Origin of the sequence: Citrobacter sp. Awk 2 (assembly GCF_028069815.1) — a bacterium.
Lineage (GTDB): Bacteria > Pseudomonadota > Gammaproteobacteria > Enterobacterales > Enterobacteriaceae > Citrobacter.
Map to the genome: position 1 here is coordinate 1 of NZ_JANEWL010000053.1, position 25225 is coordinate 25225.

General features: G+C 52.2%; 17 protein-coding genes and 1 pseudogene. 6 read left to right on the forward strand and 12 right to left on the reverse strand.

Going from position 1 to position 25225, the window contains the following annotated elements:
* The first annotated feature begins 86 nt into the window (after positions 1–86).
* Entirely contained in the window at positions 87–3065 is a 2979-nt protein-coding gene (locus NNO02_RS13915) for a putative mucin/carbohydrate-binding domain-containing protein (RefSeq protein ID WP_271455055.1), read from the forward strand.
* Positions 3066–3107: 42 nt separating this feature from the next.
* On the opposite strand, the gene cdaR is transcribed toward NNO02_RS13915, so the two are convergent.
* The 3 genes from cdaR to dgt all read right to left on the reverse strand — a co-directional run bounded on the left by cdaR (position 3108) and on the right by dgt (position 7496).
* Positions 3108–4265: a DNA-binding transcriptional regulator CdaR gene (cdaR, locus tag NNO02_RS13920; RefSeq protein WP_005132128.1), complete on the reverse strand. Its 1158-nt coding sequence runs from the start codon at positions 4263–4265 to the stop codon at positions 3108–3110.
* 150 nt (positions 4266–4415) lie between these two features.
* The gene (gene degP / locus NNO02_RS13925; RefSeq protein ID WP_005132129.1) at positions 4416–5849 is read right to left on the reverse strand and encodes a serine endoprotease DegP; all 1434 of its coding nucleotides are present in this window, start codon (positions 5847–5849) and stop codon (positions 4416–4418) included.
* Positions 5850–5978: 129 nt separating this feature from the next.
* On the reverse strand, positions 5979–7496 hold the full coding sequence (dgt, locus tag NNO02_RS13930) for a dGTPase (RefSeq protein WP_271455056.1): 1518 nt from the start codon (positions 7494–7496) through the stop codon (positions 5979–5981).
* 83 nt (positions 7497–7579) lie between these two features.
* Here dgt and mtnN point away from each other — a divergent pair, with 83 nt between their 5' ends.
* The 3 genes from mtnN to NNO02_RS13945 are packed head-to-tail and all read left to right on the forward strand — an operon-like array spanning position 7580 to position 9732.
* On the forward strand, positions 7580–8278 hold the full coding sequence (gene mtnN / locus NNO02_RS13935) for a 5'-methylthioadenosine/S-adenosylhomocysteine nucleosidase (protein WP_137383241.1): 699 nt from the start codon (positions 7580–7582) through the stop codon (positions 8276–8278).
* Complete coding sequence (btuF, locus tag NNO02_RS13940; RefSeq protein ID WP_271455057.1) at positions 8271–9071, forward strand: vitamin B12 ABC transporter substrate-binding protein BtuF; 801 nt, start codon at positions 8271–8273, stop codon at positions 9069–9071. The genes mtnN and btuF overlap by 8 nt, the downstream gene beginning before the upstream one ends.
* Positions 9072–9108: 37 nt before the next feature.
* Positions 9109–9732, forward strand: a complete 624-nt coding sequence (locus NNO02_RS13945; protein ID WP_005132135.1) for a TRIC cation channel family protein — start codon at positions 9109–9111, stop codon at positions 9730–9732.
* Positions 9733–9851: 119 nt separating this feature from the next.
* Here the strand turns inward: NNO02_RS13945 and erpA are convergent, their stop codons facing one another.
* From erpA to clcA, 3 genes and pseudogenes are all read right to left on the reverse strand, one after another.
* Positions 9852–10196 (reverse strand): iron-sulfur cluster insertion protein ErpA, encoded by a 345-nt coding sequence (erpA, locus tag NNO02_RS13950; protein WP_003018581.1) that lies wholly within the window; start codon positions 10194–10196, stop codon positions 9852–9854.
* A pseudogene (gene yadW / locus NNO02_RS13955) lies at positions 10189–10254 on the reverse strand (small protein YadW). Before yadW ends, erpA begins: the two are co-directional and overlap by 8 nt.
* A gap of 23 nt (positions 10255–10277) precedes the next feature.
* On the reverse strand, positions 10278–11699 hold the full coding sequence (gene clcA / locus NNO02_RS13960) for a H(+)/Cl(-) exchange transporter ClcA (RefSeq protein WP_271455058.1): 1422 nt from the start codon (positions 11697–11699) through the stop codon (positions 10278–10280).
* Between the two features lie 168 nt (positions 11700–11867).
* Here clcA and hemL point away from each other — a divergent pair, with 168 nt between their 5' ends.
* On the forward strand, positions 11868–13148 hold the full coding sequence (gene hemL, locus NNO02_RS13965; protein WP_137383237.1) for a glutamate-1-semialdehyde 2,1-aminomutase: 1281 nt from the start codon (positions 11868–11870) through the stop codon (positions 13146–13148).
* Between the two features lie 113 nt (positions 13149–13261).
* On the opposite strand, the gene fhuB is transcribed toward hemL, so the two are convergent.
* The 6 genes from fhuB to hrpB all read right to left on the reverse strand — a co-directional run bounded on the left by fhuB (position 13262) and on the right by hrpB (position 24608).
* Complete coding sequence (gene fhuB / locus NNO02_RS13970) at positions 13262–15244, reverse strand: Fe(3+)-hydroxamate ABC transporter permease FhuB (protein ID WP_271455059.1); 1983 nt, start codon at positions 15242–15244, stop codon at positions 13262–13264.
* Positions 15241–16131, reverse strand: a complete 891-nt coding sequence (gene fhuD / locus NNO02_RS13975) for a Fe(3+)-hydroxamate ABC transporter substrate-binding protein FhuD (RefSeq protein ID WP_271455060.1) — start codon at positions 16129–16131, stop codon at positions 15241–15243. The genes fhuB and fhuD overlap by 4 nt, the downstream gene beginning before the upstream one ends.
* Positions 16131–16928, reverse strand: a complete 798-nt coding sequence (fhuC, locus tag NNO02_RS13980; RefSeq protein ID WP_271455061.1) for a Fe3+-hydroxamate ABC transporter ATP-binding protein FhuC — start codon at positions 16926–16928, stop codon at positions 16131–16133. The genes fhuD and fhuC overlap by 1 nt, the downstream gene beginning before the upstream one ends.
* A 47-nt stretch (positions 16929–16975) precedes the next feature.
* Positions 16976–19195 (reverse strand): ferrichrome porin FhuA, encoded by a 2220-nt coding sequence (gene fhuA, locus NNO02_RS13985; RefSeq protein ID WP_202039466.1) that lies wholly within the window; start codon positions 19193–19195, stop codon positions 16976–16978.
* Between the two features lie 306 nt (positions 19196–19501).
* Positions 19502–22039, reverse strand: a complete 2538-nt coding sequence (mrcB, locus tag NNO02_RS13990) for a bifunctional glycosyl transferase/transpeptidase (protein WP_271455062.1) — start codon at positions 22037–22039, stop codon at positions 19502–19504.
* 139 nt (positions 22040–22178) lie between these two features.
* The gene (hrpB, locus tag NNO02_RS13995; protein WP_271455063.1) at positions 22179–24608 is read right to left on the reverse strand and encodes an ATP-dependent helicase HrpB; all 2430 of its coding nucleotides are present in this window, start codon (positions 24606–24608) and stop codon (positions 22179–22181) included.
* A 73-nt stretch (positions 24609–24681) separates the two neighbouring features.
* Between hrpB and thpR the strand changes: the two genes are divergently transcribed.
* Positions 24682–25212, forward strand: coding sequence for an RNA 2',3'-cyclic phosphodiesterase (thpR, locus tag NNO02_RS14000; protein WP_271442273.1), 531 nt, complete (start codon positions 24682–24684; stop codon positions 25210–25212).
* Positions 25213–25225: the final 13 nt, after the last annotated feature.

Consider the following 25225-nt stretch of genomic DNA (forward strand, 5'->3'; position numbering starts at 1 on the left):
CAGATATTATATAAAATGACTTTTATTATCTCATAAAAAATATAAGGTTTATCTATCTTCAACCACTAAATAAGAGATAACCAACTATGAACAATATACTTTTAATGAAATGCTATGCTCTCGAAAAGGCAACATGGCTTAATAAAGAAGGTTTTAATAAAGGGTTACTGCACGATCGTCAGGAATTAGACTTTATTTTGCCCGCGGAGACCATCCTTCGCGTCAGGCAGTCCGACATCAGTAATGGTTCTGCTACCTTGCGTCTATTATGCAATGACTCTGCTGTTGAAAAAACATTAACATTGAAAACTGAATGGCAAGAGATCAGCGCTACTGTTGATACCGTTCCTTTCATTGATACGCTATACATGGAAAATGTTTCTGATTACGACGTTGAATTTGAAACACCAGAAAAATTCCAGACATTGCCTTTTTTTGACAAAAATAGTGATTCTGCTTTATTTTTTTCTTCATGGTCAGAGACCAACGCCCCCTATGCGCTTATCGATACTGGCAGTGCCAAACTATTAGTTCCCTTTGCCGACATGGATAATCTCCAGAATGTAAATACCGACAATGGCATTTACGGACTATTGGACTATTATGAAAAAATTTTTGCATTCTATAATGCTTTAGCCGGACTTAGTTTTACGCCAGTAAATTCTCTCAATCAGAACATTGCCAATAAGTATTTCATTAAGGCAGATAAAAACGGTGTGGGTTCCGCCTATTTCAACACCTACTGGTGTGCAGAGACCTCATCAACCATCGCGCAAGGCTGGATTGATAATGTTGAAAACCAATGGACTGTGCTGCATGAAATTGCCCATGGATATCAGGGCAATTTTATGAATGACTCTCGCTTCTCCGCTGGAGAGGTTTGGAATAATATATATGGCGCATGGTTTCAGCAAGTTATGTTGGGCAATAAAAATGAACTGTATACCGATGGATGGTTATATAACGATGGAAACAGAGGTTACACTGAGGATAATTTCCGAAATAATATCTATAATCAAACACCTGTGAATCAGTGGAATCCACATCAAAGATTATTATTATTGATGCTAATGCAATTCAAATCCTCGATGAAAAATTTTGTGCTATTTAATGATAGTTACCGGGCATTGGCAAACAGCGAAAATTTTTCCGCATCAGATCATCACATCCTGGATATGCTTGCAGAGGCAAGCGCCTCTGCCGCAGGATATGATATGACCCCCTATATTGATTTGTGTGGTGTTGAACTTGATGATATCACCCGAGAACGTATTCAGACTCTGGAAACCAAACCGGTTTATCCACTCTTTGATCTCCTGCCTGAAGCGGAATGGGACAACGCGCAGCAAGCAATGGGGCTACAAACGTCTGTTTGGTTGGTTGATAATGCAGAGTTGTCTGTCTTAAACAAAAAAGGCAATGTTACCTTTGATATCATCATTGATAATTTAGCTCAAATTTATGGACGTGATCTCAAAATAATTGATCATTGTGGCAATGATATTACGGTCAGAATTACTAATACTACATTAGAACAGCAATATTTACCCATTGGGGTTTATCAACTTATTCTGCCAAAAGGAAAATCTCAAAAATATACTACTGATCAAAACTGGTTTGTGGTACGTGAAGGCGAAAATAATGTAACCATTAATTATACCCCACTAAATGACACCAGCGGTCGTAACGAAGAACTTATTTTCCTGGGGCTTGGCGATGCAAAGTTTGCAACCCTCACTGTTGAGAATGAGAGCAAAACAATCCAAATAAATGTCACCAGTTCCGCGCCACATTCTTACTATGGCAGTGACATTTATGCGAGCGTCACCATTTTCTCAGCGACTGGCGAGGAAATTTTCAATCGTGATATGCCAGGACAAAATTGTCCAATTACCTATGATGAAATTCCTTTTGAAGATGGGTATCTCATCGAGGTTTATCATGCCGAATGTGGGAAGCGTTTATATAGCCTACCAAATTATCTTGATCTGGTTGTGCACAATGAAAAAATCAATAACTTCAGGATTGATAAAACAGGATTATTTAATACCGCACTAAACAATGACCCGGATGAGGATCTCCGTTCTATTATTGCTGAGTCAGCAGAAAAGCTACGCGTTGAGTCACTTATTTATACTCTACCAGAAAGCACAGAAAAAATCAGTATCTGGCTAATGATTAACAAATTCACTGGCGAGGAGCGTGATTTATTATTGCTTGAATATGCAGATGTCATCCCATTAGATAATAGTGAACCCGACATCCTGACAGGGAGTATTATTCATCTTGAATTACGCGGATTGGGTGACGCCGAATTTTCCGAAGTTACTATCGATAACAGTAATTACTTGATGACGGTAAATACTAAATCAGTAATACCACACAATTATTATCCGGAAACCTACGCATGGATACGTGTGTGGAATGAAAATGGGATTGAAATGTACAACCGAAATTATGATGGCTCAATCCGATATCCGACTACTACAGAAAGCATTCCATTACGCAATGGCTATGTTATCGACATCCTTCATTATGAACCATTCAGATGCGTAGCTTCAAACGTTATGCAAAATACAGATTTTCAACTTGCACAGGATAATACATGGGAAGTCATTAGTTCAGGGCTACAAGATTACCAACACCCGACTTCCAGTGATCCGAAGGCGACAATACGAGGTAATAAATTTCTCTGGAAGCTACTGGGATATTACGATGTACAGTTTGCCAGTATTGAGATGGATCTGGTGAATAACCAGGTTGTTTACTCAACAGAGGCCACCACGCCACACAGCATATATGGCGAAGATCTCTATGCAGAGGTCAACATTATCGATAACAATGGTTTTCTCGTTTATCATCAGGAAATACAAAGTAAAGTCCTGCTGGAGAAATACACGAACACTATGACACTGGAAAAAGGATATACTATTGAGGTTTATCATGCAGAAGCATATAAACGCTCGGTTATTCTCAACACCGAGACCGAGCAAAAGTATCCCCAAAAGAAAAAAGTAGTTTATCAGGTTATTGAAAAAGGACTGCTTTTAATTTCTGAAGAGTAACCCTTAGCTCAAAACCACCTCGCTGTGAGGTGGTTTAATGTCTCAATGCTGCTCATCCAGCTGCAACGCCACATACAGTAGCAGTCTGTCGTCAAAATTCCCCAAATCCAGCCCGGTCAGTTCTGAAATACGATTCAGGCGATATTCAAGCGTATTGCGGTGGATAAATAGCGCCTTTGAGGTCGCCAGCGGCTGTACGTTGTGGCGAAACCATGCCGCTAATGTCCTACGCAGCAAGCCGTTGTTATCCATTGCTTTCAGTCGTACCAACGGACGGGCCAGCTCATTAGCCTGCCAACCGCCACGCAGGCTGTCTAACAGCACTGGCAGCATCAAATCCTGGTAAAAATAGCTACGGCTTTCCGGCATGCGCTGCTTACCGACCATCATGGTCGTACGCGCGGTGCGATACGAGCGGGCAATGCTGCCCGGCCCGGTAAAATAGTTGCCCAGCGATACGCGAAAGCGTAGCTGTCCGTTCTCTTTCATACGGGCGATCAGCTGTTCAACACGCTTGCGATGATCTTCTGCATCCCAGCGGCCAAACTGATTCAGCGCGGGTTTCAGAACGACCATCTCAGTCAGTGAAACAATCGCAATCAGGTTATTTCGCTCTGGTGTCGTCAACGCATTTTGTAATTGCTGTAGTTCAGCCATGGCGCTGTCTACACCAAGCTGACCGCTGTCGACCTCCACCACTGCTACCACACGTGGCTGGTTCAGATCTATTCCTAGGCGCTGCGCCCATTCCACCAGCGCCGGGGTGTTCTCTTCAGCCTGAATCAGGTTCATCACCAGTTCTTCGCGCAGACGACTGTCCTGAGCGAGCAGATGCATCAAACGCGACTGCTCCAGCATCATTTCGGCGGTCATACACACCAGTTCACCATACTTACGCAAATGCTCCGGCTCGCCGGTTAAACCAATAACGCCAACAATTTCGCCTTCAAGCCGCAGCGGCAGGTTTATTCCCTGTCGCACGCCGTGCAGATGTCGTGCTACCGCATCATCAATATCGACGACCCGGCCCTGTGAGAGCACCAGCAGCGCACCTTCGTGCAATTCACCAATACGCTCGCGATCGCCACTGCCAATGATCCGCCCACGGGCATCCATTACGTTGATATTGGTATCAATGATGCGCATCGTGCGCGCCACGATATCCTGCGCCATTTTGGTATCGAGATGCCAGCCAGCCATAAAGCCCTCCTGTGAGCAGTGCTCAAGCATAGGGAAGAAAACAGGCTGCGACATTGTGCAAATGCACAAAGCAGAAGAGAGAAGTATGGAGTTGTGGTAGGTATCACAAAAAGAAACCCCTTCCCTGATATGGGAAGGGGTTCAGAAGGATTACTGCATCAACAGGTAGATAGAGCTGTCGCCGCGCTGAATGTTCAGCGCCAGAACAGCTGGTTTACTGTCGAGAATTTTGCGCAGTTCCGCGATGTTTTTCACCGGTTGCTGGTTAGCACCAATGATGACATCCCCTTTCTTCAGGCCAATCTGTGCCGCCGGCGAATTCGGTTTCACATCGCTTACCACGACACCTTTGTCCTGGCCTTTGTTGCTCATATCCGCACCTTCAATGCCTTTGAAGATAGAGCTGGAATCAACCTGAGTCTGGCTGCTCTGCTGCAGTTCCAGGTTCACCGTTACCGGCTTACCGTCTCGCAGCAGGCCAAGGTTAATTTTGCTACCCACTGGCATGGTGCCGACCTGCGCACGCAGGGCAGCGAAGCTGCTGATGGGTTTACCGTTCAGTGATGTAATCACGTCACCCGCTTTGATACCGGCTTTCGCTGCAGAAGAGTTCGGCATAACCTGACTGACGAATGCCCCACGCTGGGCATCAACTTTCATCGCTTTCGCCAGCTCAGAGCTCAGTTCAGTCCCCATAATACCCAGCTCACCGCGTTTAACCTGGCCGAACTCAACCATCTGCGAAGTCAGGTTTTTCACCATGTTGCTTGGGATAGCAAAACCGATACCGATGTTGCCACCGTCCGGCGCGAGGATCGCGGTGTTAATCCCGATCAACTCACCATTCAGGTTAACCAACGCACCACCAGAGTTACCGCGGTTGATCGCCGCATCCGTCTGGATAAAGTTCTCGTAGTTTTCGGCATTCAGGCCACTACGCCCCAGTGCGGAAACGATACCTGAAGTCACCGTTTCACCGAGGCCAAACGGGTTACCAATCGCTACAGTGTAATCACCCACGCGCAGCGCATCAGAATCTGCCAGCTTAATTGCCGTCAGGTTTTTCGGGTCCTGGATCTGGATCAGTGCGATATCAGAGCGCGGATCTTTTCCGACGATCTTCGCGTCAAACTTACGACCATCGCTCAGTTGAACCTTGATCACCGTGGCGTTATCGACCACGTGGTTGTTGGTCACAACATATCCTTTCGCGGCATCAATGATGACGCCAGACCCCAGCGCCATAAATTTCTGCTGCTGTCCGCCGCCGTTGTCAGCACCCGGAGCGCCACCCTGACAGAACGGTGAGCTCTGGAACGGAGAACCGTCCTGGCAGAACGGAGAGTTATCACCGAAGAACTGCTGGAAATTACGCGGCATACGCGGCGTATTGACCGTCGTGCTCCCCTCGACATTAATACTCACCACCGATGGCATCACTTTTTCGAGCATCGGGGCCAGGCTTGGCATCTGTTGGGCAGTTGTTGCTGAAGACGCTGTCTCAGCCGCCGTTGCAGACAGGGGGGACAACGCCAAACCTAAACTCAGAGCCAGTGCACTCATTGCTAATGTGGTTTTTTTCATGTGTTTCGTTCTCGATTAACAGGTCACGCAAAATTGCTGTATACCTCAGAGTCGTTTTATAGCGCTAAGTTCCAGAATGAAGTTTAAGGAAAAAGTAAAATTTTATTGTCCGTCTTTACAAATGAGTATTTATTGTTCTACCGCCATCAGCCGTCTATATTCATCCCAGGCATACAAGTCAGTCATCCCGCTGATATAATCCTGAATTAAACGGCAGCGGTAATAATATTCCATAACCGGGAACTCGGCACTACCCGGCAATATTTTACTGACCGCCTCAACATAAGCAAGACGATGGCGGGTAGACAACTTTTGAAATAATCGTGATTCGATAGGGAACTGTTTTAATCTTTCGTGTTCAACCAGCTCGCTAAAGTCGGATAATGACATTTTTAACAGTGGTTGGTAGATTTCCAGAAGCCCACTGATAACCCGATAGCCTTGCAATTCCAGTTGCTCCACATCTGGATGGCTAAACACATGTTTTACCGCTACATTTTTATAAACCCCAAGCAACTGACTGAAGCTACTGGCATCTTCTAATAAAGCGTGGTTAAAACTCCCCTCAAAAATTTGCGGTAAATTATCAATAAAACGCTGAGCGGCGTACGGTACCAGTTTATTCAGCGTGTTAACGCGTAAATACATAAAGAACTGATCTTCCGTACTGCGACTTAATGTATTTGAGCGAGATTTTTCCCAGGCGTTCTCAACAACCTGGCTAAACAGGGAACCTTTTTCATGATGCCCCCACGCCTCATACAGATGGTGGTAAAGCTGCTCAACACTGAAGATTCTTTTCTCAACAGCATCCTCCAGGTCAGCCACACAATAAGAGATATCGTCCGCTGCTTCCATAATCCAGGTTAATGGAAAGCGACTGTAAGGTGCTAAGGATAATTCTTTACGTAACCGCTCAATATACGGTTCCTCGGAAAGGTAATATCCCGGTTTCTTCATTAAATAGTTATGCGTCGCCGGCGTACCTCCACGCCACCATGCCGGGCGCGTATATTTTAAAATTCCCCCCACCTGCGACCAGGTCAGGTTCATGCGCATCAGTGTATGCACCAACCGAATGCCCTGTGCATTGCCTTCAAAATGGCACAGGTCCTGACGTACCTTGCGGCGAATATCATTGAGCGACTCTTCACCTTCACGCAAACGTAACGCAGGCACCAGGCAGCGATCGTCGCTTAAGGGCTGGCTTTCAGCATCAGCCGGATAGAGTCGCTGGCGAAACCAGTCATTAATTGCTGCCTCGCCAAAGTGACCAAACGGCGGATTGCCGATGTCATGCATCAGGCAGGACATTTCGACGATGCTTTCAAAGGGACCGGTCAATTCATCCAGGCCGTACTGCTCCAACAATTTTTGCTCTTTCAGTCGACTGAGGATCTCTTTGGCGATATAACGTCCTACCTGCTGAACTTCCATCGAGTGCGTCAGGCGCGTACGCACCGCCGCATTACGCTCCAACGGAAAGACCTGGGTTTTTTGCTGCAGTCGGCGAATAGCCGGAGAATTGATAATACGTCCACGGTCGCTTTCGAAAATGCGCAGGATCTCATGCTCAGATTTCACGCCCTGCGGCGAACGGTAACGACGATGCCAGTTTATTTTTTTTCGGAAATCGATCTGTGCCATGTCCTCTCCCGCCTGAGAAATGCGCTACCCCTTAAGCGCATGATAGACTATGCCCTCAAATCTGGCTTATCGCGAGTAAATCTATGAAAATCGGCATCATTGGTGCAATGGAAGAAGAAGTTACGCTGCTGCGTGACAAAATCGAAAACCGTCAGACAATTGCTCTTGGCGGTTGTGAAATTTACACCGGCCAACTGAACGGTACTGAGGTTGCGCTACTGAAATCAGGCATCGGTAAAGTGGCTGCGGCGCTGGGTGCTACGCTGCTGCTTGAACACTGCAAGCCAGATGCCATCATTAATACCGGTTCAGCGGGTGGCCTGGCCTCTACGCTGAAAGTGGGTGATATCGTGGTTTCTGACGAAGCGCGCTATCACGATGCTGACGTCACCGCATTCGGCTATGAATTTGGCCAGCTACCGGGCTGCCCGGCTGGTTTTAAAGCCGACCCGGCACTGATTGCTGCAGCGGAATCCTGCATTGCCGAACTCAATCTGAACGCCGTCCGCGGACTGATCGTCAGTGGCGATGCCTTCATTAACGGCTCCGTTGGCCTGGCAAAAATTAAGCATAACTTCCCACAGGCGATTGCCGTTGAGATGGAAGCAACCGCAATTGCGCACGTGTGCCACAACTTTAACGTGCCGTTTGTTGTCGTTCGCGCTATCTCTGACGTTGCCGATCAGCAGTCCCATCTCAGCTTTGACGAGTTCCTGGTTGTTGCCGCGAAACAGTCAAGCCTGATGGTTGAAACGCTGGTGCAGAAACTGGCGCATGGCTAACTTCATCTCCAGGGCGCTGGTCGCCCTGCTTTTCACTCTTCCGGCGTGGCTTTACGCCGCGCCGCGCGTTATTTCGCTTTCCCCAGCCAACACTGAACTGGCCTTCGCCGCCGGAATTACCCCCGTTGGCGTCAGCAGCTATTCAAACTACCCGCCTGAAGCCAAAAATATTGAAGAGGTCTCAACCTGGCAAGGCATGAATCTGGAGCGTATTGTGGCGCTCAAACCCGATTTGGTTCTTGCCTGGCGTGGAGGGAATGCCGAGCGGCAGGTCAATCAACTGACTGCCCTGGGAATTAAGGTCATCTGGGTCGATGCCATCACCATTGAGCAGGTCGCTGATGCATTGCGTCAACTTGCGCCATGGAGCCCCAATCCTGAACAGGCAAAGCAAGCAGCGCAAACCTTGCTTGATGAGTATGCTTTACTAAAATCTCAATATGCCAACAAACCGAAAAAACGTGTGTTTCTCCAGTTTGGCGCAAATCCTCTGTTTACCAGTGGAAAAGGTTCCATTCAAAACCAGGTTCTTGAGGTATGTGGTGGAGAAAACATCTTTTCCGGCAGCCGGGTTCCATGGCCGCAGGTCAGCCGCGAACAGGTCCTGGCAAGAGCCCCTCAGGCAATTGTTGCTACCGGCGGTTCGGGCGAAATTCTTAAAATTGAGCAATACTGGGGAAATCAGCTAAAAATCCCGGTTATTACTCTTGATAGTGACTGGTTTGAACGCGCGAGCCCGCGTATTATCCTCGCCGCAAAACAACTCTGTAATGCGCTTTCACAAGTAAATTAGCGCCTGCCCCCACCAGGTTTGTTGTGAGGATTTAAAGATGCTCGTCTATTGGCTGGATATTGTCGGTACCGCGGTATTTGCTATCTCTGGCGTATTACTTGCCGGAAAACTGCGTATGGACCCCTTCGGCGTTCTGGTCTTAGGCGTGGTAACCGCCGTCGGTGGCGGTACGATCCGTGATATGGCACTGGATCACGGCCCCGTATTCTGGGTTAAAGATCCCACCGATCTGGTGGTGGCGATGATCACCAGTATGTTGACGATCGTGCTGGTACGTCAGCCAAGACGCTTACCGAAATGGATCCTTCCGGTGCTGGATGCCGTAGGTCTGGCGGTGTTCGTGGGTATTGGTGTGAATAAAGCATTTCTCGCAGGAACCGGACCACTGGTAGCAATTTGTATGGGGGTCATTACCGGTGTTGGCGGTGGAATTATTCGCGATGTGTTAGCACGTGAAGTGCCGATGATTTTGCGCACCGAAATCTACGCTACAGCATGCATCATTGGCGGCATCGTCCACGCCACCGCGTTTTATACCTTCAATGTGTCGCTGGAAAACGCCAGTATGATGGGGATGGTCGTTACCCTGCTGATTCGGCTTGCCGCCATTCGTTGGCATTTGAAATTGCCGACGTTTGCGCTGGATGATAACGGGCGTTGATGTGACGATGCAGAACATGTAGGCCGGATAAGGCGTTTACGCCGCCATCCGGCACATTGCCCGGTGACGCTACGCTTACCGGGCCTACACCATCAGACCATCGGTATTACAGACAGCGATCAGATGCTGAAAGAGGAACCACACCCGCAGGTGCTTTTGGCGTTCGGGTTAGTCACAACAAAGCGAGAACCTTCCAGACCTTCGGTGTAATCAACCGCACCGCCTACCAGATACTGCAGGCTCATCGGATCAACCACCAGACCAACACCTTGCTTCTCAATGGTCATATCACCATCGTTTACCTGATCATCAAAGGTAAAACCGTACTGGAAACCGCTGCAACCACCGCCGGTGATATACACGCGTAATTTCAGATTTGGGTTATCTTCATCTGCGATCAGGCTTTTTACTTTATTGGCTGCTGCTTCAGTAAATTGCAGTGGCAGCGCTACGTCATCACTCATATTTTGCTCCAAACGACATTGGCAATTGGGCAAATTATAACCCAATGGTTAAGGCCATTATCTAATACCCTGGTATTTCGTTCAAGTATTCTCGCCCGTGGCGGTACTATGGCTTTTTGCCGCCTGCTCCGCTTCCTGTTTAGCCAGTGTGCGGGCAAGGATAGTCGAGTATAGCGGTTTTCCACCCATAAACTGGGCTAATAGTGTTGCGCCAAGACAGGTAATAATCATTGGCAAAATGAGCTGATAGTTATCCGTCATTTCCAGCACCAGCACAATGCCCGTTAACGGCGCACGCACAGAAGCGGCCAGCAATGCCCCCATCCCGGCAATAGCAAACGTCCCCGCCTCCAAATGATACTGCGGAAAAGAAGCCGCTGCAGCCATGCCAAATGCAGTTCCCAGCAATGTGCCTAATGCCAGCATCGGGGCAAATATCCCACCAGGCGCGCCGGATGAGAAGCACAGCAGCGTGGTGATGACCCTGGCGATAAAGATAAACAGCAGAAGACCCACACTGAAATTGCCCGCAGCAGCAATCGGGATCAGATTAAATCCACCGCCTGCCGCTTCAGGTTGAATCAAACCGAGGATCCCGCACAGGCCGCCGATCGCGCCGCCCATCAGCACCCATTTTTTAATTTCGCCACCGTGGAAGCGTTGAAACATATCCTGGGTACGCAACACCATGGTATTGAACAACGGCCCGACGCAACCAAAAATAATCCCAAGGATGAGGTACAACCACAGCGTATTAACCGGCGCATTGGAGAGTTTCCCAACCTCAATAATCGGGGCCTCGCCGTTGAAAATACGAAACACAATGCTCGACATAATCACGCCAGTAAATACAGCTTTGATCGACACGAGGTTATAACGAAACTGTGGTCGCATCTCTTCAATAATGAACAGAATGCCGGCTAAAGGCGCATTAAACGCGGCCGACAGCCCCGCAGCCGCACCGGTTGCCAGTAAGGTGTGCCGCGCTTCGGCGCTACGCATGCGGAAAATATCCAGCACCATGCGCCCGATATTGCCACCAATTTGCACCGTTGGCCCTTCCCGGCCAAGCACCATCCCGGCACCCAGCGTCCCCATACCACCGATAAATTTTACCGGCAGCACACGCCACCAGCGCACAGGTCGCAATTCTTCCAATGCGCCTTCAATCTCCGGGATCCCCGAACCACCTGCTTCCGGCGCAAATTTACGCACCAGAAAATAGCCGACCATCGCCAGCAATGCAGAGAGGATAAACGCCAGCGGCCACAGCAGAATGGCATGGTCAGCAACCTGAGCCAGCGCGCCAATACGCTGATTCTGCACCCAGGTCACGGCTTTCTCAAACGCCACACCCACCAACCCCGTCACTGTCCCCACCACGGCGGCCATCAAGAGGATCGCCAACGGCGTTTTGTCACGATCGAGGAGTCGACGGATCTGATCCCTGCGCCGTAAACGCACAATTTGTTGTGCTTCAAAAGAAGGGGTGTCTGTTTTCATCAGATAATCATTAATTGGTAATACAAATACGGAAACGGCATTCTACTCGCACGTTTCGTGAAAATCCCCTGCAAATCGTATTGTTTCAAATACGCAAAACTTTCATAACCTTCTCTGAATAACTAGAATAGCGGGCATTTACTTTTTCTACGAACCAGGACCCCATCCATGAGTAAGTCTGAAAACCTCTACAGCGCAGCACGCGAACTTATCCCCGGCGGCGTTAACTCCCCAGTTCGCGCCTTTACTGGCGTGGGTGGTACTCCGCTGTTTATTGAAAAAGCGGACGGCGCATATCTGTATGATGTCGATGGTAAAGCCTATATCGATTATGTCGGCTCCTGGGGGCCGATGGTGCTGGGTCATAACCACCCGGCAATTCGCAATGCCGTGATTGAAGCGGCAGAGCGCGGTTTAAGCTTCGGCGCACCGACCGAGATGGAAGTAAAAATGGCGGCGCTGGTCACTGAGCTCGTACCAACCATGGATATGGTACGTATGGTGAACTCCGGTACCGAAGCGACGATGAGCGCGATCCGTCTGGCGCGCGGTTTTACCGGTCGCGATAAGATCATCAAATTTGAAGGCTGCTACCACGGTCATGCTGACTGCCTGCTGGTCAAAGCCGGTTCCGGCGCATTGACGCTGGGCCAGCCTAACTCCCCGGGGGTTCCGGCAGATTTCGCGAAACATACCCTGACCTGCACCTATAACGATCTTGCCTCAGTACGTGCGGCATTCGAACAGTATCCGCAGGAAATCGCCTGTATTATCGTTGAACCGGTAGCGGGCAACATGAACTGCATCCCGCCACTGCCTGAGTTCCTGCCGGGTCTGCGTGCGCTGTGCGATGAGTTTGGCGCACTGTTGATCATCGATGAAGTCATGACCGGTTTCCGCGTCGCACTGGCGGGTGCGCAGGATTATTACGGCGTAGTACCGGATCTGACCTGCCTGGGTAAAATCATCGGTGGCGGCATGCCTGTTGGCGCATTTGGTGGCCGTCGTGATGTGATGGATGCCCTGGCCCCAACCGGACCGGTTTACCAGGCGGGTACGCTGTCCGGAAATCCAATTGCGATGGCGGCAGGATTCGCCTGTCTGAATGAAGTCGCCCAGCCAGGGATTCATGAGACGCTGAACGAACTGACGACACGTCTGGCAGAAGGTCTGCTGGAAGCCGCTCAGGAAGCAAATATTCCACTGGTGGTTAACCATGTCGGCGGGATGTTCGGGATTTTCTTCACTGATGCAGAAACCGTAACCTGCTATCAGGACGTGATGTCCTGCGACGTTGAACGCTTTAAGCGCTTCTTCCATATGATGCTGGATGAAGGCGTTTACCTGGCACCGTCCGCCTTTGAAGCAGGCTTTATGTCTGTCGCGCACAGCGAAGACGATATCAATAACACCATCGACGCCGCGCGTCGGGTGTTTGCGAAATTGTAAAAAAGAGAACGTGCAGAAATGTAGGCCGGGTAAGGCGAAGCCGCCACCCGGCTTTTTTATTGCCGGATGTCGACGCAAAGCGTCTTATCCGGCCTACATGAAAGGGGTCAGCCTCAGCGGCTCTGCTTACGTAACAGATAGATAAAGTACGGCGCGCCAATAAACGTCGACAGCAGTCCCGCCGGGATCTGATACGGAAACAGCACCATACGCCCACACCAGTCGGCAAACACCAGCAGCACGCCCCCCGCCAGCGCGGATATCACCATATGCGGCATCGTACGCCGAAAACCTAACATCCGTGCGATATGCGGCGCCATCAGCCCCACAAAGCTCAACGGACCGATTGTCATGGTCGCCGTAGCGGTCAGACCCGCAGCCAACATCAGTAAGCCAACACGCGACGGCGTTAATGCCATACCGACAGCCCGCGCAGTGTCACCGCCTAACGGTAGAATCGTCAACCAGCGGCGGCACAACGGCGTTATCGCCAGCAGAATGATCATCACAATGCCGGTACGTAAAACCTGTTCGTTGGAAGCGTTATAGGTCGAGCCGGACATCCAGGTCAGAATGCCCGCCATGCGCGGATCGCCGCTTGCCTGCAGCATCATCAGCAACATTGTGAATGCCGTACTGAGCGCCATCCCCGCCAACAGCATCCTGTGCGGAGAGAAACCACCGCGCCCGGCGGCAATCATAATAATAAGCAAGGTGACCGCCGCACCGATACTCCCGGCGGGCAACAGCCAGCCAAACGCATTTCCAGGCACCAGAAACAGCATGAGCACCACGCCAAAGGCCGCGCCGGAGCTAATACCCAGCACTTCCGGGCTGGCCATCGGATTACCGGTCAAACGCTGAATAATACAGCCCGCCACAGCCAGCATTACACCAGCTACCAGTGCAGCCAGGATGCGCGGCCAGCGCCAGGGCATCAGTTCATCCAGCATGGCGCCACTGGCCCAGCTCCAGCCGTGGGCATCGCGACCCAATGACAGCGCAACCACAACCGTCAGCAACAATATCGCCCCCCCAGCCAGCGCGAACATCAACACATGCTGGCGCTCAGCGACGACACGGTTGCTGGCATTCATATCCGGCGCACTTATGCTCTTCAGACGCGGCAGCAGCCACAGCAGCAGCGGTGCGCCAATCAGCGCCGTCACCGATCCCGTAGAGACTTCCATCCAGATGCGAGTGAGCCACAAAATAATTTGATCGGAGAGCCAGAGGATCAGTGCGCCAATCAACGGAGCCAGCAGCAGACGCGCCAGCAAACGCCGCGCGCCGAGCATTTTCGCCAGCAGCGGCGCAAACAGGCCAATAAAGCCAATAATCCCGACAGCGTTAACCAGCAAGGCGCTGAGAACAATCGCCAATGACAAGGCTGCCAGACGCGCCAATGACAGCGCCAGTCCGAGATTGCGCGCCACGCCGTCATCCAGTCCCATCAGCGTCATTGGGCGTAATAGCAGCAGCGTCAACATCACGCCGCCCACCAGTTGCGGCCACAGTCTTTGCACCCCGCTCCAGTCGGTTTGCGTTAGCGTGCCGCTACTCCACAAAAACATGCTTTGTAGCTGATCATGATGGAAAATCACCATCAATTGATTAATCGCGCCACAGTACAGGCTGACCACCAGGCCCGCGAGGATCAACGTCACCGGAGAAAGCCGTTTGCCCCAGGCAACGCCAAACACCAGCGCCCCAACAATGCAAGCCCCTACCAGCGCTGCAAATTGTGTCGTCAGTGCGCCAGGAATAGCCCACAGCGTAGTCACCGTGATGCCCAGTTGTGCCCCGGTGGCAACACCCAGCGTAGTCGGCTCCGCCAGCGGGTTACGCAGTACCTGCTGAAACAGCACACCAACCAGTCCCAGCCCGGCACCGACCAGCAGAGAAATCGCCAGCCTCGGTAACAGGCTGAAATGGAATACCATCTGCTCAATAACATCGATATCCGGTGACCAGATAGCCTGTTGCCACTGGCTACGCGGCAGAGCAGCGGAAAAGTTAAACCAGGTCAGCCAGCAGGCAGCAACAAACAGAACCGCTAGCAGAAGAGTTGGGAGCAGCGCAATACGTTTACTCACGCTTTCCCCCCCAGCGCATTATCCAGAATGCGCGCAAAATGCATCGCCGATAGCGTTGCACCATAGAACCAGACGGCGGGAACACGTTGAAAACGTCCGGCGCGAACAAATGGCATCGCCTGCCACAACGGTGTGGACATCAGTACCTGCATATCCTTGTTGTTACCGTGATCGAAGCACAGCACATCAACATCTTTGTAGGCGGCAAGCCTGTCAATCCCTACCGCGGTGCTGCCCCAAAAGTTGGTTTCACCCTGCCAGGCATTGCGGATCCCGTACTCATTCAGCACTTCCTGGAACAAGCAGTTAGGCCCAAATACCAGCATATGGCGAGGATCGAGCAGGGTCATCAGCAATAATGGCCGGGAGCCTCGCTGAACAAAGCGCGGCTTCAGGCTGGCAATCAGGTGTTCGTACTGCGACAGATGACGTTCGGCAGCGGTCTGCAGATTCAGCAACTGAGCCAGTTCTTGCAACGACTGACGCGCCACTGCCAGCGGCTTTTTGCCATCACTGAAGTTAAAGCCGCGACCCGGCGCAATACGTGCAAGCTTCTCAGGTGCAGGACCATAACCAGCCGACCAGACCATAAATGAGGGTTTCATTTCGGTCAGCAGTTCGAGGTTCGGTTCAGTACGTAATCCGACATCAATGACGGAGTCCGGCAACGCGGGTTCGTTGACCCACAGTTTGTAGTTTGGAACATCCGCGACGCCGTAAGGTGCAACACCCAGCGCCAATAGCAACTCAACAGGCAGCCATTCCAGCACCACTATACGCTGTGGATCAACCGCCGCCGCGCGGGCTGTATTCATTTGCCACAGTAGCGGCGACAGCGCCATTGCCGTTAGCAGTCGTCGACGGGAAAGATGAGGTAATCCAATCATTAATAGACAAAACTCACGGGTGCGGCACCGGCCGGATGCGGCAAAATGCCCATCGGGATACCGTAAATCAGTTCCAGGGTTTCACTACGCATCAGTTCCGCAGGTGTTCCCTCTGCAATCATTTCCCCACCGCGCAGCGCGACCAGGTAGTCACAGTAGCGGGCTGCCATGTTGATATCATGCAGTACGGCAACCACCGTCAATCCACGTTGTTGGCTCAAGCGATGTACCAGCGCCAGAACATCAACCTGATGCGCGATATCCAGCGCCGAGGTTGGTTCGTCCAGCAGCAGGCAACGGCTGTCTTGTGCCACCAGCATGGCGATCCACGCACGCTGACGCTCGCCGCCAGACAAGCTATCCACCAGGCGATGCGCCAGAGGTTTGAGTCCAACAAGCGTAATTGCCTCTTCCACTTTCTCCCTGTCAGCCACACCAAAGCGTCCCAACGCCCCATGCCAGGGATAACGCCCAATCGCTACCAGCTCACGTACCGTCATCCCTTCGGCCTGCGGTAACTGCTGGGGTAAATAGGCAACCTTACGGGCAAACGCTTTGCTGCTCCAGCTCTCCAGCGGCTGCTCATCAAGCAGGATTTCACCTTCTGACGGCGGCTGATGGCGTCCCAGCATTTTCAATAAGGTCGATTTACCGGAGCCGTTGTGGCCGATAAGCCCCGTCACTTTACCCACGGGAAAGGTTAACGAGAGAGGATGCAAAAGCGTGCGGCCAGGCACACGGAAGGAGACATTCTTCAACGCAAACGTCGTGTCGGGATGGGATCTGTTATCCTGCATAGTGGCCAACTTGTAAAACGGGCACGCAAAGCGTGCCCAAAGAGAAATTAGAAACGGAAGGTTGCTGTTGCAACGACCTGACGTTCTGCGCCCCAGTAACATGCGTATTCGCTATAGCAACTGGAAACATATTCACGATTAAACAGGTTGTTGACGTTTACGGCAACGGACGAACCCGCCATACCGAAACGGGCCAGATCGTATTTCACCATGGCATCAGCAACGGTATAACCGCCCACATTAAACGAATCGTTTTTCTTCCCTGCAGCAGTATCGTTTTTGTAGTAACTCACCGTTGAACCGGTATAACGCACGCCAGCCCCAATGGTCAAACCACTCAGTGCTGATTCATAGAACGTGTAATCGGTCCATAACGAAGCCTGATTACGTGGTACTTCCGCCGGTCGTTGACCTTTAAAGATAGTGTCTTCGGTATATTCCGCATCCGTGTAGCTGTAAGCCGCCGTAACGTTAATATTGGCATTTACGGCTGCTTTTGCTTCCAGTTCAATGCCGCGTGAACGAATCTCCCCAGTCTGGACGCTGTACAGACCCGTAGGATCGTTCGGGTCCGCCGTCAGGTTTTTATCTTTCGTCAGCTGGTACACAGCCGCCGTCAGTACAACTGGCATATCCTTCGGAACATACTTCACACCGGCTTCGTACTGCTTACCACGCGACGGATCGAACGGTTTGCCTTCTTTCGTTGAACCGGATGTCGGTTCAAACGATTCGCTGTAGCTGAAGTACGGAGAAATACCATTGTCAAACAGATAGTTAACACCACCACGCCAGGTAAACTGCTGATCGTTCACTTCGGCCAGTGAATTACTGGAGCGGGTCAACGTGGAGGTGGTTGCAAAATCATAGCGGCCGCCCAACGTCAGCACCCACTTATCCCATTCCATCTGGTCCTGGGCATAGAGTCCGGTCTGTTCCATACGGTTTAACACGGCGTACTTAGCATACGGTCCGCTGACATCAATATTCGGGTTACCGTACTGAGGGTTCTGCATATTTAATGGATCAGCATCGCCATACAGCGCATTGACATCGTTACGCATACGCGAGTAATCAACACCGGTCAGCAGAGTATGTGCAACATCACCGGTGGCAAAAGCAGACTGGAGCTGGGTATCAACGGTAAATGCATTGAGATCTTCATCAGAACGAACGTATTTACGGATAATCTCACCAGGCTGACTATAGCCAAAACCATATACAGAACGGTAGAGCGTTTTCACCTTGTCATAACGCAGGTTCTGGCGCACGGTGAAGGTGTCGTTAAAGGCATGCGAGAAGTTGTAGCCAACCATCTGCTGGCGGCGAGCCATCTTGTTATCCGCTTCACCTTCATTGAAATCAGTCGGCAGCTTGTGCGGATTACCATTTGCATCGTAATACGGAACAAGCGTACCTTCACGCGGCAACCAGCCATAATAACCCGCGTACGGATCGTTCTGGAAATTACTCAGGAAGGTGAAATCTGTTTTATCATCAGGGCGCCAGCTAAACGCAGGTGCAACTGCGTAGCGCGTTGATTTTGACATCTCCTGCTGAGAGTTCTGGCTATTACCCAACCCCGTTAAACGGTATGACCACACGCCGTCATCATCAATAGCATCGCTAAAATCGAAACCAGTTTGCCAGAGGTTGTTCGTCCCCATTTTAAACTGCACTTCTTTCAGGGGTTCTGTTGTCGGACGTTTGCTCACCATACTGACGATGCCGCCAGGGTTGCTGTTGCCGTACAGCACTGAAGTCGGCCCGCGCATCACTTCTACGCGTTCCAGAAAATACGGGTCCATAGATACTTCAGAGTAGTTATTACCCTGAAGTTTCATGCCATCAAGATACTGGTTGGTGTTGACCGTGGTTGGAGAGGTAAAACCACGAATCGTCACTACATCATAGGTGGAAGAGCTACCACGGGTAGCAAAAACACCGGGTGTATAAGCAATGGCTTCTTTTACTGTAGCCGGTTGCTTGGTATCCATCTCTTCACGCGTCACAACCGAAACAGACTGCGGGGTCTTTTCGATAGGCGTATCGGTTTTGGTGGCAGTGGCGGAACGCTTCGCGGCAATCGTCGGCGAAGGTCCCCACGCGCTTTCTTGTGCGGCAGGTGCTGCGGTTACGGTGATTGTTTCTTCTTTCGGTTGAACCGCCGCCTGTGCATACACAGACATGCCGCTAACCGCTGTGGCTACCACGACTGCAATTTTGCGCAGTGAGGCGTTTGGCTGAGCAGTTTTAAGACGCGCCATTGGTATTTCTCTGATGAAAGTGAATGATAACGTAAACGAGAATTATTATTATAACGAGAGCATAATATTCGAAACGCCGTTGCGATCGCAAGCAATACGCGCCCCTACTAAAACTAAGGGGTTAAGAAATAACCAGATGAAAAGAAAGGGTTAATAAATTAGGCTGAAATGTTTTAACGGAAGACGTACCGGATAGCGGCATGGCTGCTCAAATTCCGTAGGCCTGATAAGCGCAGCGCCATCAGGCAAAACAAAGCCGAATGGCGCCAAAAGAAAAACCCGCCGGAGCGGGTTTTTAGGTAGGCATTAGTTGCTGCCAAACATATCCTTGATCCAACCTGCAACGCCGTCGCTGTCTTTCTTCTCCTGCTGCGGCGGTTGTTGTTGCTGCTGCTGTTGAGGCTGCGACTGCGTTGATTGATCGAACGGATTACCTGACTGCTGCTGCATCTCACCTTGCTGACACAACGAGTCCGGATCGGTAGTCCACACTGGCAGCGTACGCATACCGCCACTGCACACGAAGTTACCGTCGTAATCGACGCCCATATCAACAATATCTTCCGGCGGCGTCAGCACCAGCGGGGTTGGTGTCTGGTTCGCCAGATAACGCTGATAAATCGACATCGCCCCGCTGGCACCGTACAACTTGGTTGGCTGGTTGTTATCGCGGCCTACCCAGGTAATCGTCACCTGGCTGCCGTCGATACCGGCAAACCAGGTATCCACGTTGTTGTTGGTGGTACCGGTTTTCCCTGCCAGGTGCAGCCCTGGGTACTTCGCGCCCAGTTGACGACCCGTACCGCGTTGAACCACCTGTTGCATGGTCCACAGCGTCATATAGGCCGCCTGCGCCGGAACGGCGCGCTCTGCCTGCGGGAAGCTTTGATACAGCACGGTTCCATCTTCAGCAATGACCGAACGCAGTGCTGATAATGGCGCACGGTTACCCCCGCTGGCGATGGTCTGGAACGCCTGCGCCACTTCAATTGGCGTCAGGTTCAACGCCCCCAGCAGCATCGCCGGAACCGGATTGAGCTGATCTTTCGGAGCGCCCAGTTTCGTCCAGGTCTCGGTAACAGCAGGCAGACCCAGCGCCATCCCCAGATTGACAGTCGGGACGTTCATTGAACGCGTTAATGCATCCACCAGCATCACTTTACCGCTTTCGCTATAGCGACGGTCATCGTTCTGCGGTGACCACACCTGGCCGTTCGGCTGGCGCAGCGCAATCGGCGCATCGGCTATCCAGGTATTCAGGCGATACAGCTTCGGCTGGCTGAGTGCCGTCAGATAGGTTGCCGGTTTTGCCAGAGAACCGATGGAACGACGGGCCTGCATCGCGCGGTTATAGCCCGCAAACTGCGGCTCAGCGCCGCCGACCATAGCACGAACCTCGCCGCTAAAGCGGTCAACGACCACAATCGCGGTTTCCAGATCGCTCAGCTTACGTTGTTTCTTCAGCACCGGAATGCCTTCCACCGCCGCTTTTTCTGCCGCATCCTGCGCCACGGAATCAAAGGTGGTGAAAATTTTCACACCGGAGAGATCTTTGACTTTATCGCCCAGCTTCGCCTGTAGCTCCTGGCGAACCATCTGCATAAACGCTGGCTGTGGTGAAATCACTCCGCCACGCGGCTGCACGCCTAACGGGCGCGCACTCAGCATGTCATACAGATCCTGATCGATAATCTGCTGCTGTTGCAGCAGGCGCAGCACCAGATTACGACGTTCCAGCGCCAGCTTCGGATTACGCCATGGGTTGTAGATTGACGCACCTTTCACCATCCCCACCAACAGCGCCTGCTGGTCAAGACTCAACTCCTCTACCGGACGGCCAAAATAATACAGGCTCGCCAGCGGGAAGCCACGGATCTCGTTATCACCGCTCTGACCGAGGTACACCTCGTTCATATACAGTTCAAGAATGCGGTCTTTGCTGTAACGCGCATCCATGATCAGCGCCATGTAGGCTTCGTTCGCTTTACGCCAGTACGAGCGCTCGCTGGACAGGAACAGGTTTTTGACTAACTGTTGAGTCAACGTACTGGCCCCCTGCACCGTACGACCCGCCGTCAGGTTCGCCAGCACTGCACGTCCGATGGAATAGAGGCTGATACCGTCGTGCTCATAGAAATGGCGGTCTTCGGTCGCCAGCAGCGTATCGACCAACAAATCCGGGAAGCCGCTGCGCGGAACGAACAGACGCTGCTCACCGTTAGGGGAAGAAAGCATGGTGATCAAACGCGGATCGAGACGGAAGAAACCGAACTGGCGGTTGTTATCCATATTCTCGATGGTGTCCAGATGATCGCCGTCAAAGGTCAGACGCGCACGCACCTGCCCTTCTTTACTGTCCGGGAAGTCAAACGGACGGCGGATCATCTCAATGCTCTTCGCCTGCACGGTGAATTCGCCAGGGCGCGTCATTTTCGTCACCTGACGGTACTGTGTCGCCTCCAGCAGTTTTACCATCTCGTTCTTGCCGATGGGCATTTCTGGCTCAAGGTTAACCATCCGGCCATAAACAGCCGCGGGCAGTTGCCAGACTTTGCCATCAATACGGCTGCGAATTTTTTGGTCCAGGTACACGCCATATATCGCGATCAGCACCAAAAAGACGATCGACAGTTTTACCAGCAGCCAGAACCAGCCACGCTTACCACGAGGCTTACGCCCTTTGCCTTTACCCTTACGCGGCATCGGTTCTTCATCCTCATAGTCATCATCATCATAATCGTCGTCATACTCGTCATCTCTGAGTTGACGACGGCTCACCTTTTGTTTCGCCGGACGTGACGGTTTCCCTTTACGTCCAATTGGCTCGCGGTCATTCCCCGCCATGCTTTTTCTCCGCAACATTCAGGCGCAAAGGCCTGATTCTCTGTTCTTCCGTCAGGCGACAGAAGAAGAAATCTCTCAATTTTCTGCTGTATTTATGCCGGATGGCGGCGTAAAACGCCTTATCCGGCCTACAGTTGCATTACGAATACTTCTTCGTCCGCCGCGTTGGCGCGGTATTCGCCGGATCGTCCGGCCAGACGTGCTTGGGATAACGCCCTTTCATCTCTTTTTGTACCTCACGGTACGACCCTTTCCAGAACGCGCTCAGATCGCTTGTGACCTGCAGCGGTCGCTGGGCCGGAGACAGCAGTTCCAGCACCAACGGCACACGCCCCTCGGCGATGGTTGGCGTATTCGCTTCGCCAAACATTTCCTGCATCCTGACCGCCAACACCGGGGGATTATCCTCGTGATAGCGAATGGCTATCCGGCTTCCCGTCGGCACAGTGTAATGCGCCGGCAGCGAACTCTCCAGACGTTGCAGCATTGACCAGTCCAGTAAACCGCGCAATGCCTGAGCCACATTTAATGCTTTGAGTGCGCGTAAAGAGTGCACACCGCTCATATGCGGCAATAGCCAGCTCTCCAGCGTCGACAGCAGCGAGGCATCATCGACAGCAGGCCAACCGTACTCCGGCAACCAGTTTGCCGCGCATTGCAGACGCAACCGAAACTGTTCAGCCTCAGGCGTCCAGTTGAGCACACTTAGGCCTTTATCGCGAATTCCGTTCAACATGGCCTGATGCAACTCTTCTTCCGACGGTTTAGCCAGCGGCTGTACTTTAACTGTCAGTTGACCAATGCGCATTCGGCGCAGCGCTTTCAGCGTCCCCTGGGTTTCATCCCATTCGATGGTATCTGACTGTCGCAGCAGCTCAGGACACGTCTGTATTAATCTGTCGATATCCAGCGGCAAAGACAGCAAAATACGAGCATCCGGCGAGGCACTACCCTGTAGCAACAGCGGCGCGATAAGCCACTCATGGCGCGCCGATGCATCATCAGCATCCAGCATTGCCCCCATCCCGTTCGCCAGTTGATATCGCCCTTCCTGACCACGACGCCGGGCAATACGATCGGCGAACGCCTGCGCCAGTAAAGGTGCTAACCGTTCGCTATCAGGCTGGCCTCCACGCACATTCAGGCGCTTCAGTAGCTGCTGGCTACGCAGTTGCCAGGCGGGCTGGTGGCGTGAAAACGCTGTTGCCAGATCGGTACTCCCACCGCGCGGTGGTTCTTCCAGAATTGCCGCCAGCTTTGCTGCCGTTGCCGCTTCGTCGTCATTGTTAGCACTGACTAGCATTGCTGCTAAGCGGGGATCGTTGCCCAGTGCCGCCATTTTTTGTCCGGTGGCACTGAGCCTGTTGCCCTCCAGTGCGCCCAGCATCTGTAACAAACGCGTTGCCGCCTGCATATTTACGACTGGCGGCCTATCCAGCCAGCTTAACTGTGCGGGATCGGTGCATCCCCATTGCAACAGTTCCATCAGCAGGCCGGACAGGTCGCTTTGTACGATTTCCGGCTCGCCTTGCGGCGCAGCCCTTTCTGCCTGCTCTTTGGCCAGCAGATGCAGACAAATACCGGGTTCCAGACGGCCTGCTCGCCCTGCACGTTGGGTCATTGAGGCCTGGCTAATGCGTTGGGTAATCAGTCGCGTTAATCCCGTGCGTGCATCAAAACGCGCCACACGCTCCTGAGCGCAGTCCACCACCAGACGGATACCTTCAATGGTTAAGCTGGTTTCAGCAATATTGGTTGCCAGCACGACTTTACGTCGCCCCGCTGGAGCAGGCAAAATGGCCTGTCGCTGCTCGGTCAGCGATAATGCGCCATACAGCGGGCACAGCAAGATATCGCTGCCCACGCGGCCTGCCAATTGCTCCTGCACGCGCAGGATCTCTCCCACGCCGGGTAAAAATAGCAGCAACGAGCCACTCTCGTTACGCAGCAACTCCGCGGTGGCAATGGCAACCGCTTCGTCAAAACGTAAATGCGTCGCCAGGGGCTGGTAGCGCCGTTCAACAGGAAACGCACGTCCTTCGGAAACAAGGGTAGGCGCTTCAGGCAACAGCTGTTGTAAACGCCCGTTGTCCAGTGTGGCTGACATAATCAGCAGTTTTAAATCATCCCGCAGGCCTTGCTGCACGTCCAACAGGAGCGCCAGTGCCAGATCCGCCTGCAGGCTGCGCTCGTGAAATTCATCAAGGATCACCAGACCAACACCCTGCAATTCTGGATCGCGTTGGATCATGCGCGTGAGCACACCTTCTGTGACCACTTCAAGCCGGGTTTGCGGCCCAATGCAGCTTTGCGCGCGCATGCGGTAACCCACGGTTTCGCCGGGCTTTTCGTTTAGCGACTCCGCCAGTCGTTGTGCCACATTGCGAGCCGCCAGACGACGCGGTTCCAGCAGGATAATGCGCCCCGAAATCCCCTGATGCTTCAGAAACTGCAGCGGCAGCCAGGTCGATTTCCCGGCCCCCGTCGGCGCGGTCAGCAGGACCTGCGGTGAGGCATCAAGGGCAGTAAGCAGTTCAGGCACGATGGCGGCAACGGGCAACGACGTCACAAATGACTCCAGAGGGTTAACATTCTTCGCGCTGCATTGTAGCATCGCGTTAATTCATAACCGAGTATCCATCATGTCTGAGCCAAAACGGCTGTTCTTTGCCATTGAATTGCCTACTGAGGTTCGGGAGCAGCTCATCCACTGGCGAGCCGCACAATTTCCACCGGAAGCGGGCCGCCCTGTCGCCGCGGACAATCTGCACCTGACGCTGGCTTTTTTAGGGGATGTCAGTGCGGAGAAACAGCAGGCGCTATCACAGCTGGCCGGACGCATTCGCCAGCCGTCGTTTACGCTCAGGCTGGACGATGCAGGGCAATGGCTGCGTTCGCGGGTGGTATGGCTGGGAATGCGCCAGCCGCCACGTGGGCTATTGCAACTGGCCAACATGCTGCGAGCACAGGCCGCACGCAGCGGATGCTACCAAAGCCCGCAGCCCTTTCACCCGCATATCACGCTCTTGCGCGATGCCAGCCATGCAGTCGCCATCCCGCCCCCCGGTTTTTGCTGGTCATTTCCGGTTACGGAGTTTGCGCTTTACGCCTCGTCATTTGAGCGAGGACGCACTCGCTACTCAACCTTGCAACGCTGGGCGCTGAGCAAGTAATCAAGGGTATTAT

Excerpts from the sequence above, each read along its gene's own strand:
- NNO02_RS13915 (WP_271455055.1), top strand. The coding sequence starts at position 87 with ATGAACAATATACTTTTAATGAAATGCTATGCTCTCGAAAAGGCAACA.
- cdaR (WP_005132128.1), bottom strand. The coding sequence starts at position 4,265 with ATGGCTGGCTGGCATCTCGATACCAAAATGGCGCAGGATATCGTGGCG.
- degP (WP_005132129.1), bottom strand. The coding sequence starts at position 5,849 with ATGAAAAAAACCACATTAGCAATGAGTGCACTGGCTCTGAGTTTAGGT.
- dgt (WP_271455056.1), bottom strand. The coding sequence starts at position 7,496 with ATGGCACAGATCGATTTCCGAAAAAAAATAAACTGGCATCGTCGTTAC.
- mtnN (WP_137383241.1), top strand. The coding sequence starts at position 7,580 with ATGAAAATCGGCATCATTGGTGCAATGGAAGAAGAAGTTACGCTGCTG.
- btuF (WP_271455057.1), top strand. The coding sequence starts at position 8,271 with ATGGCTAACTTCATCTCCAGGGCGCTGGTCGCCCTGCTTTTCACTCTT.
- NNO02_RS13945 (WP_005132135.1), top strand. The coding sequence starts at position 9,109 with ATGCTCGTCTATTGGCTGGATATTGTCGGTACCGCGGTATTTGCTATC.
- erpA (WP_003018581.1), bottom strand. The coding sequence starts at position 10,196 with ATGAGTGATGACGTAGCGCTGCCACTGCAATTTACTGAAGCAGCAGCC.
- clcA (WP_271455058.1), bottom strand. The coding sequence starts at position 11,699 with ATGAAAACAGACACCCCTTCTTTTGAAGCACAACAAATTGTGCGTTTA.
- hemL (WP_137383237.1), top strand. The coding sequence starts at position 11,868 with ATGAGTAAGTCTGAAAACCTCTACAGCGCAGCACGCGAACTTATCCCC.
- fhuD (WP_271455060.1), bottom strand. The coding sequence starts at position 16,131 with ATGATTGGATTACCTCATCTTTCCCGTCGACGACTGCTAACGGCAATG.
- fhuC (WP_271455061.1), bottom strand. The coding sequence starts at position 16,928 with ATGCAGGATAACAGATCCCATCCCGACACGACGTTTGCGTTGAAGAAT.
- fhuA (WP_202039466.1), bottom strand. The coding sequence starts at position 19,195 with ATGGCGCGTCTTAAAACTGCTCAGCCAAACGCCTCACTGCGCAAAATT.
- mrcB (WP_271455062.1), bottom strand. The coding sequence starts at position 22,039 with ATGGCGGGGAATGACCGCGAGCCAATTGGACGTAAAGGGAAACCGTCA.
- thpR (WP_271442273.1), top strand. The coding sequence starts at position 24,682 with ATGTCTGAGCCAAAACGGCTGTTCTTTGCCATTGAATTGCCTACTGAG.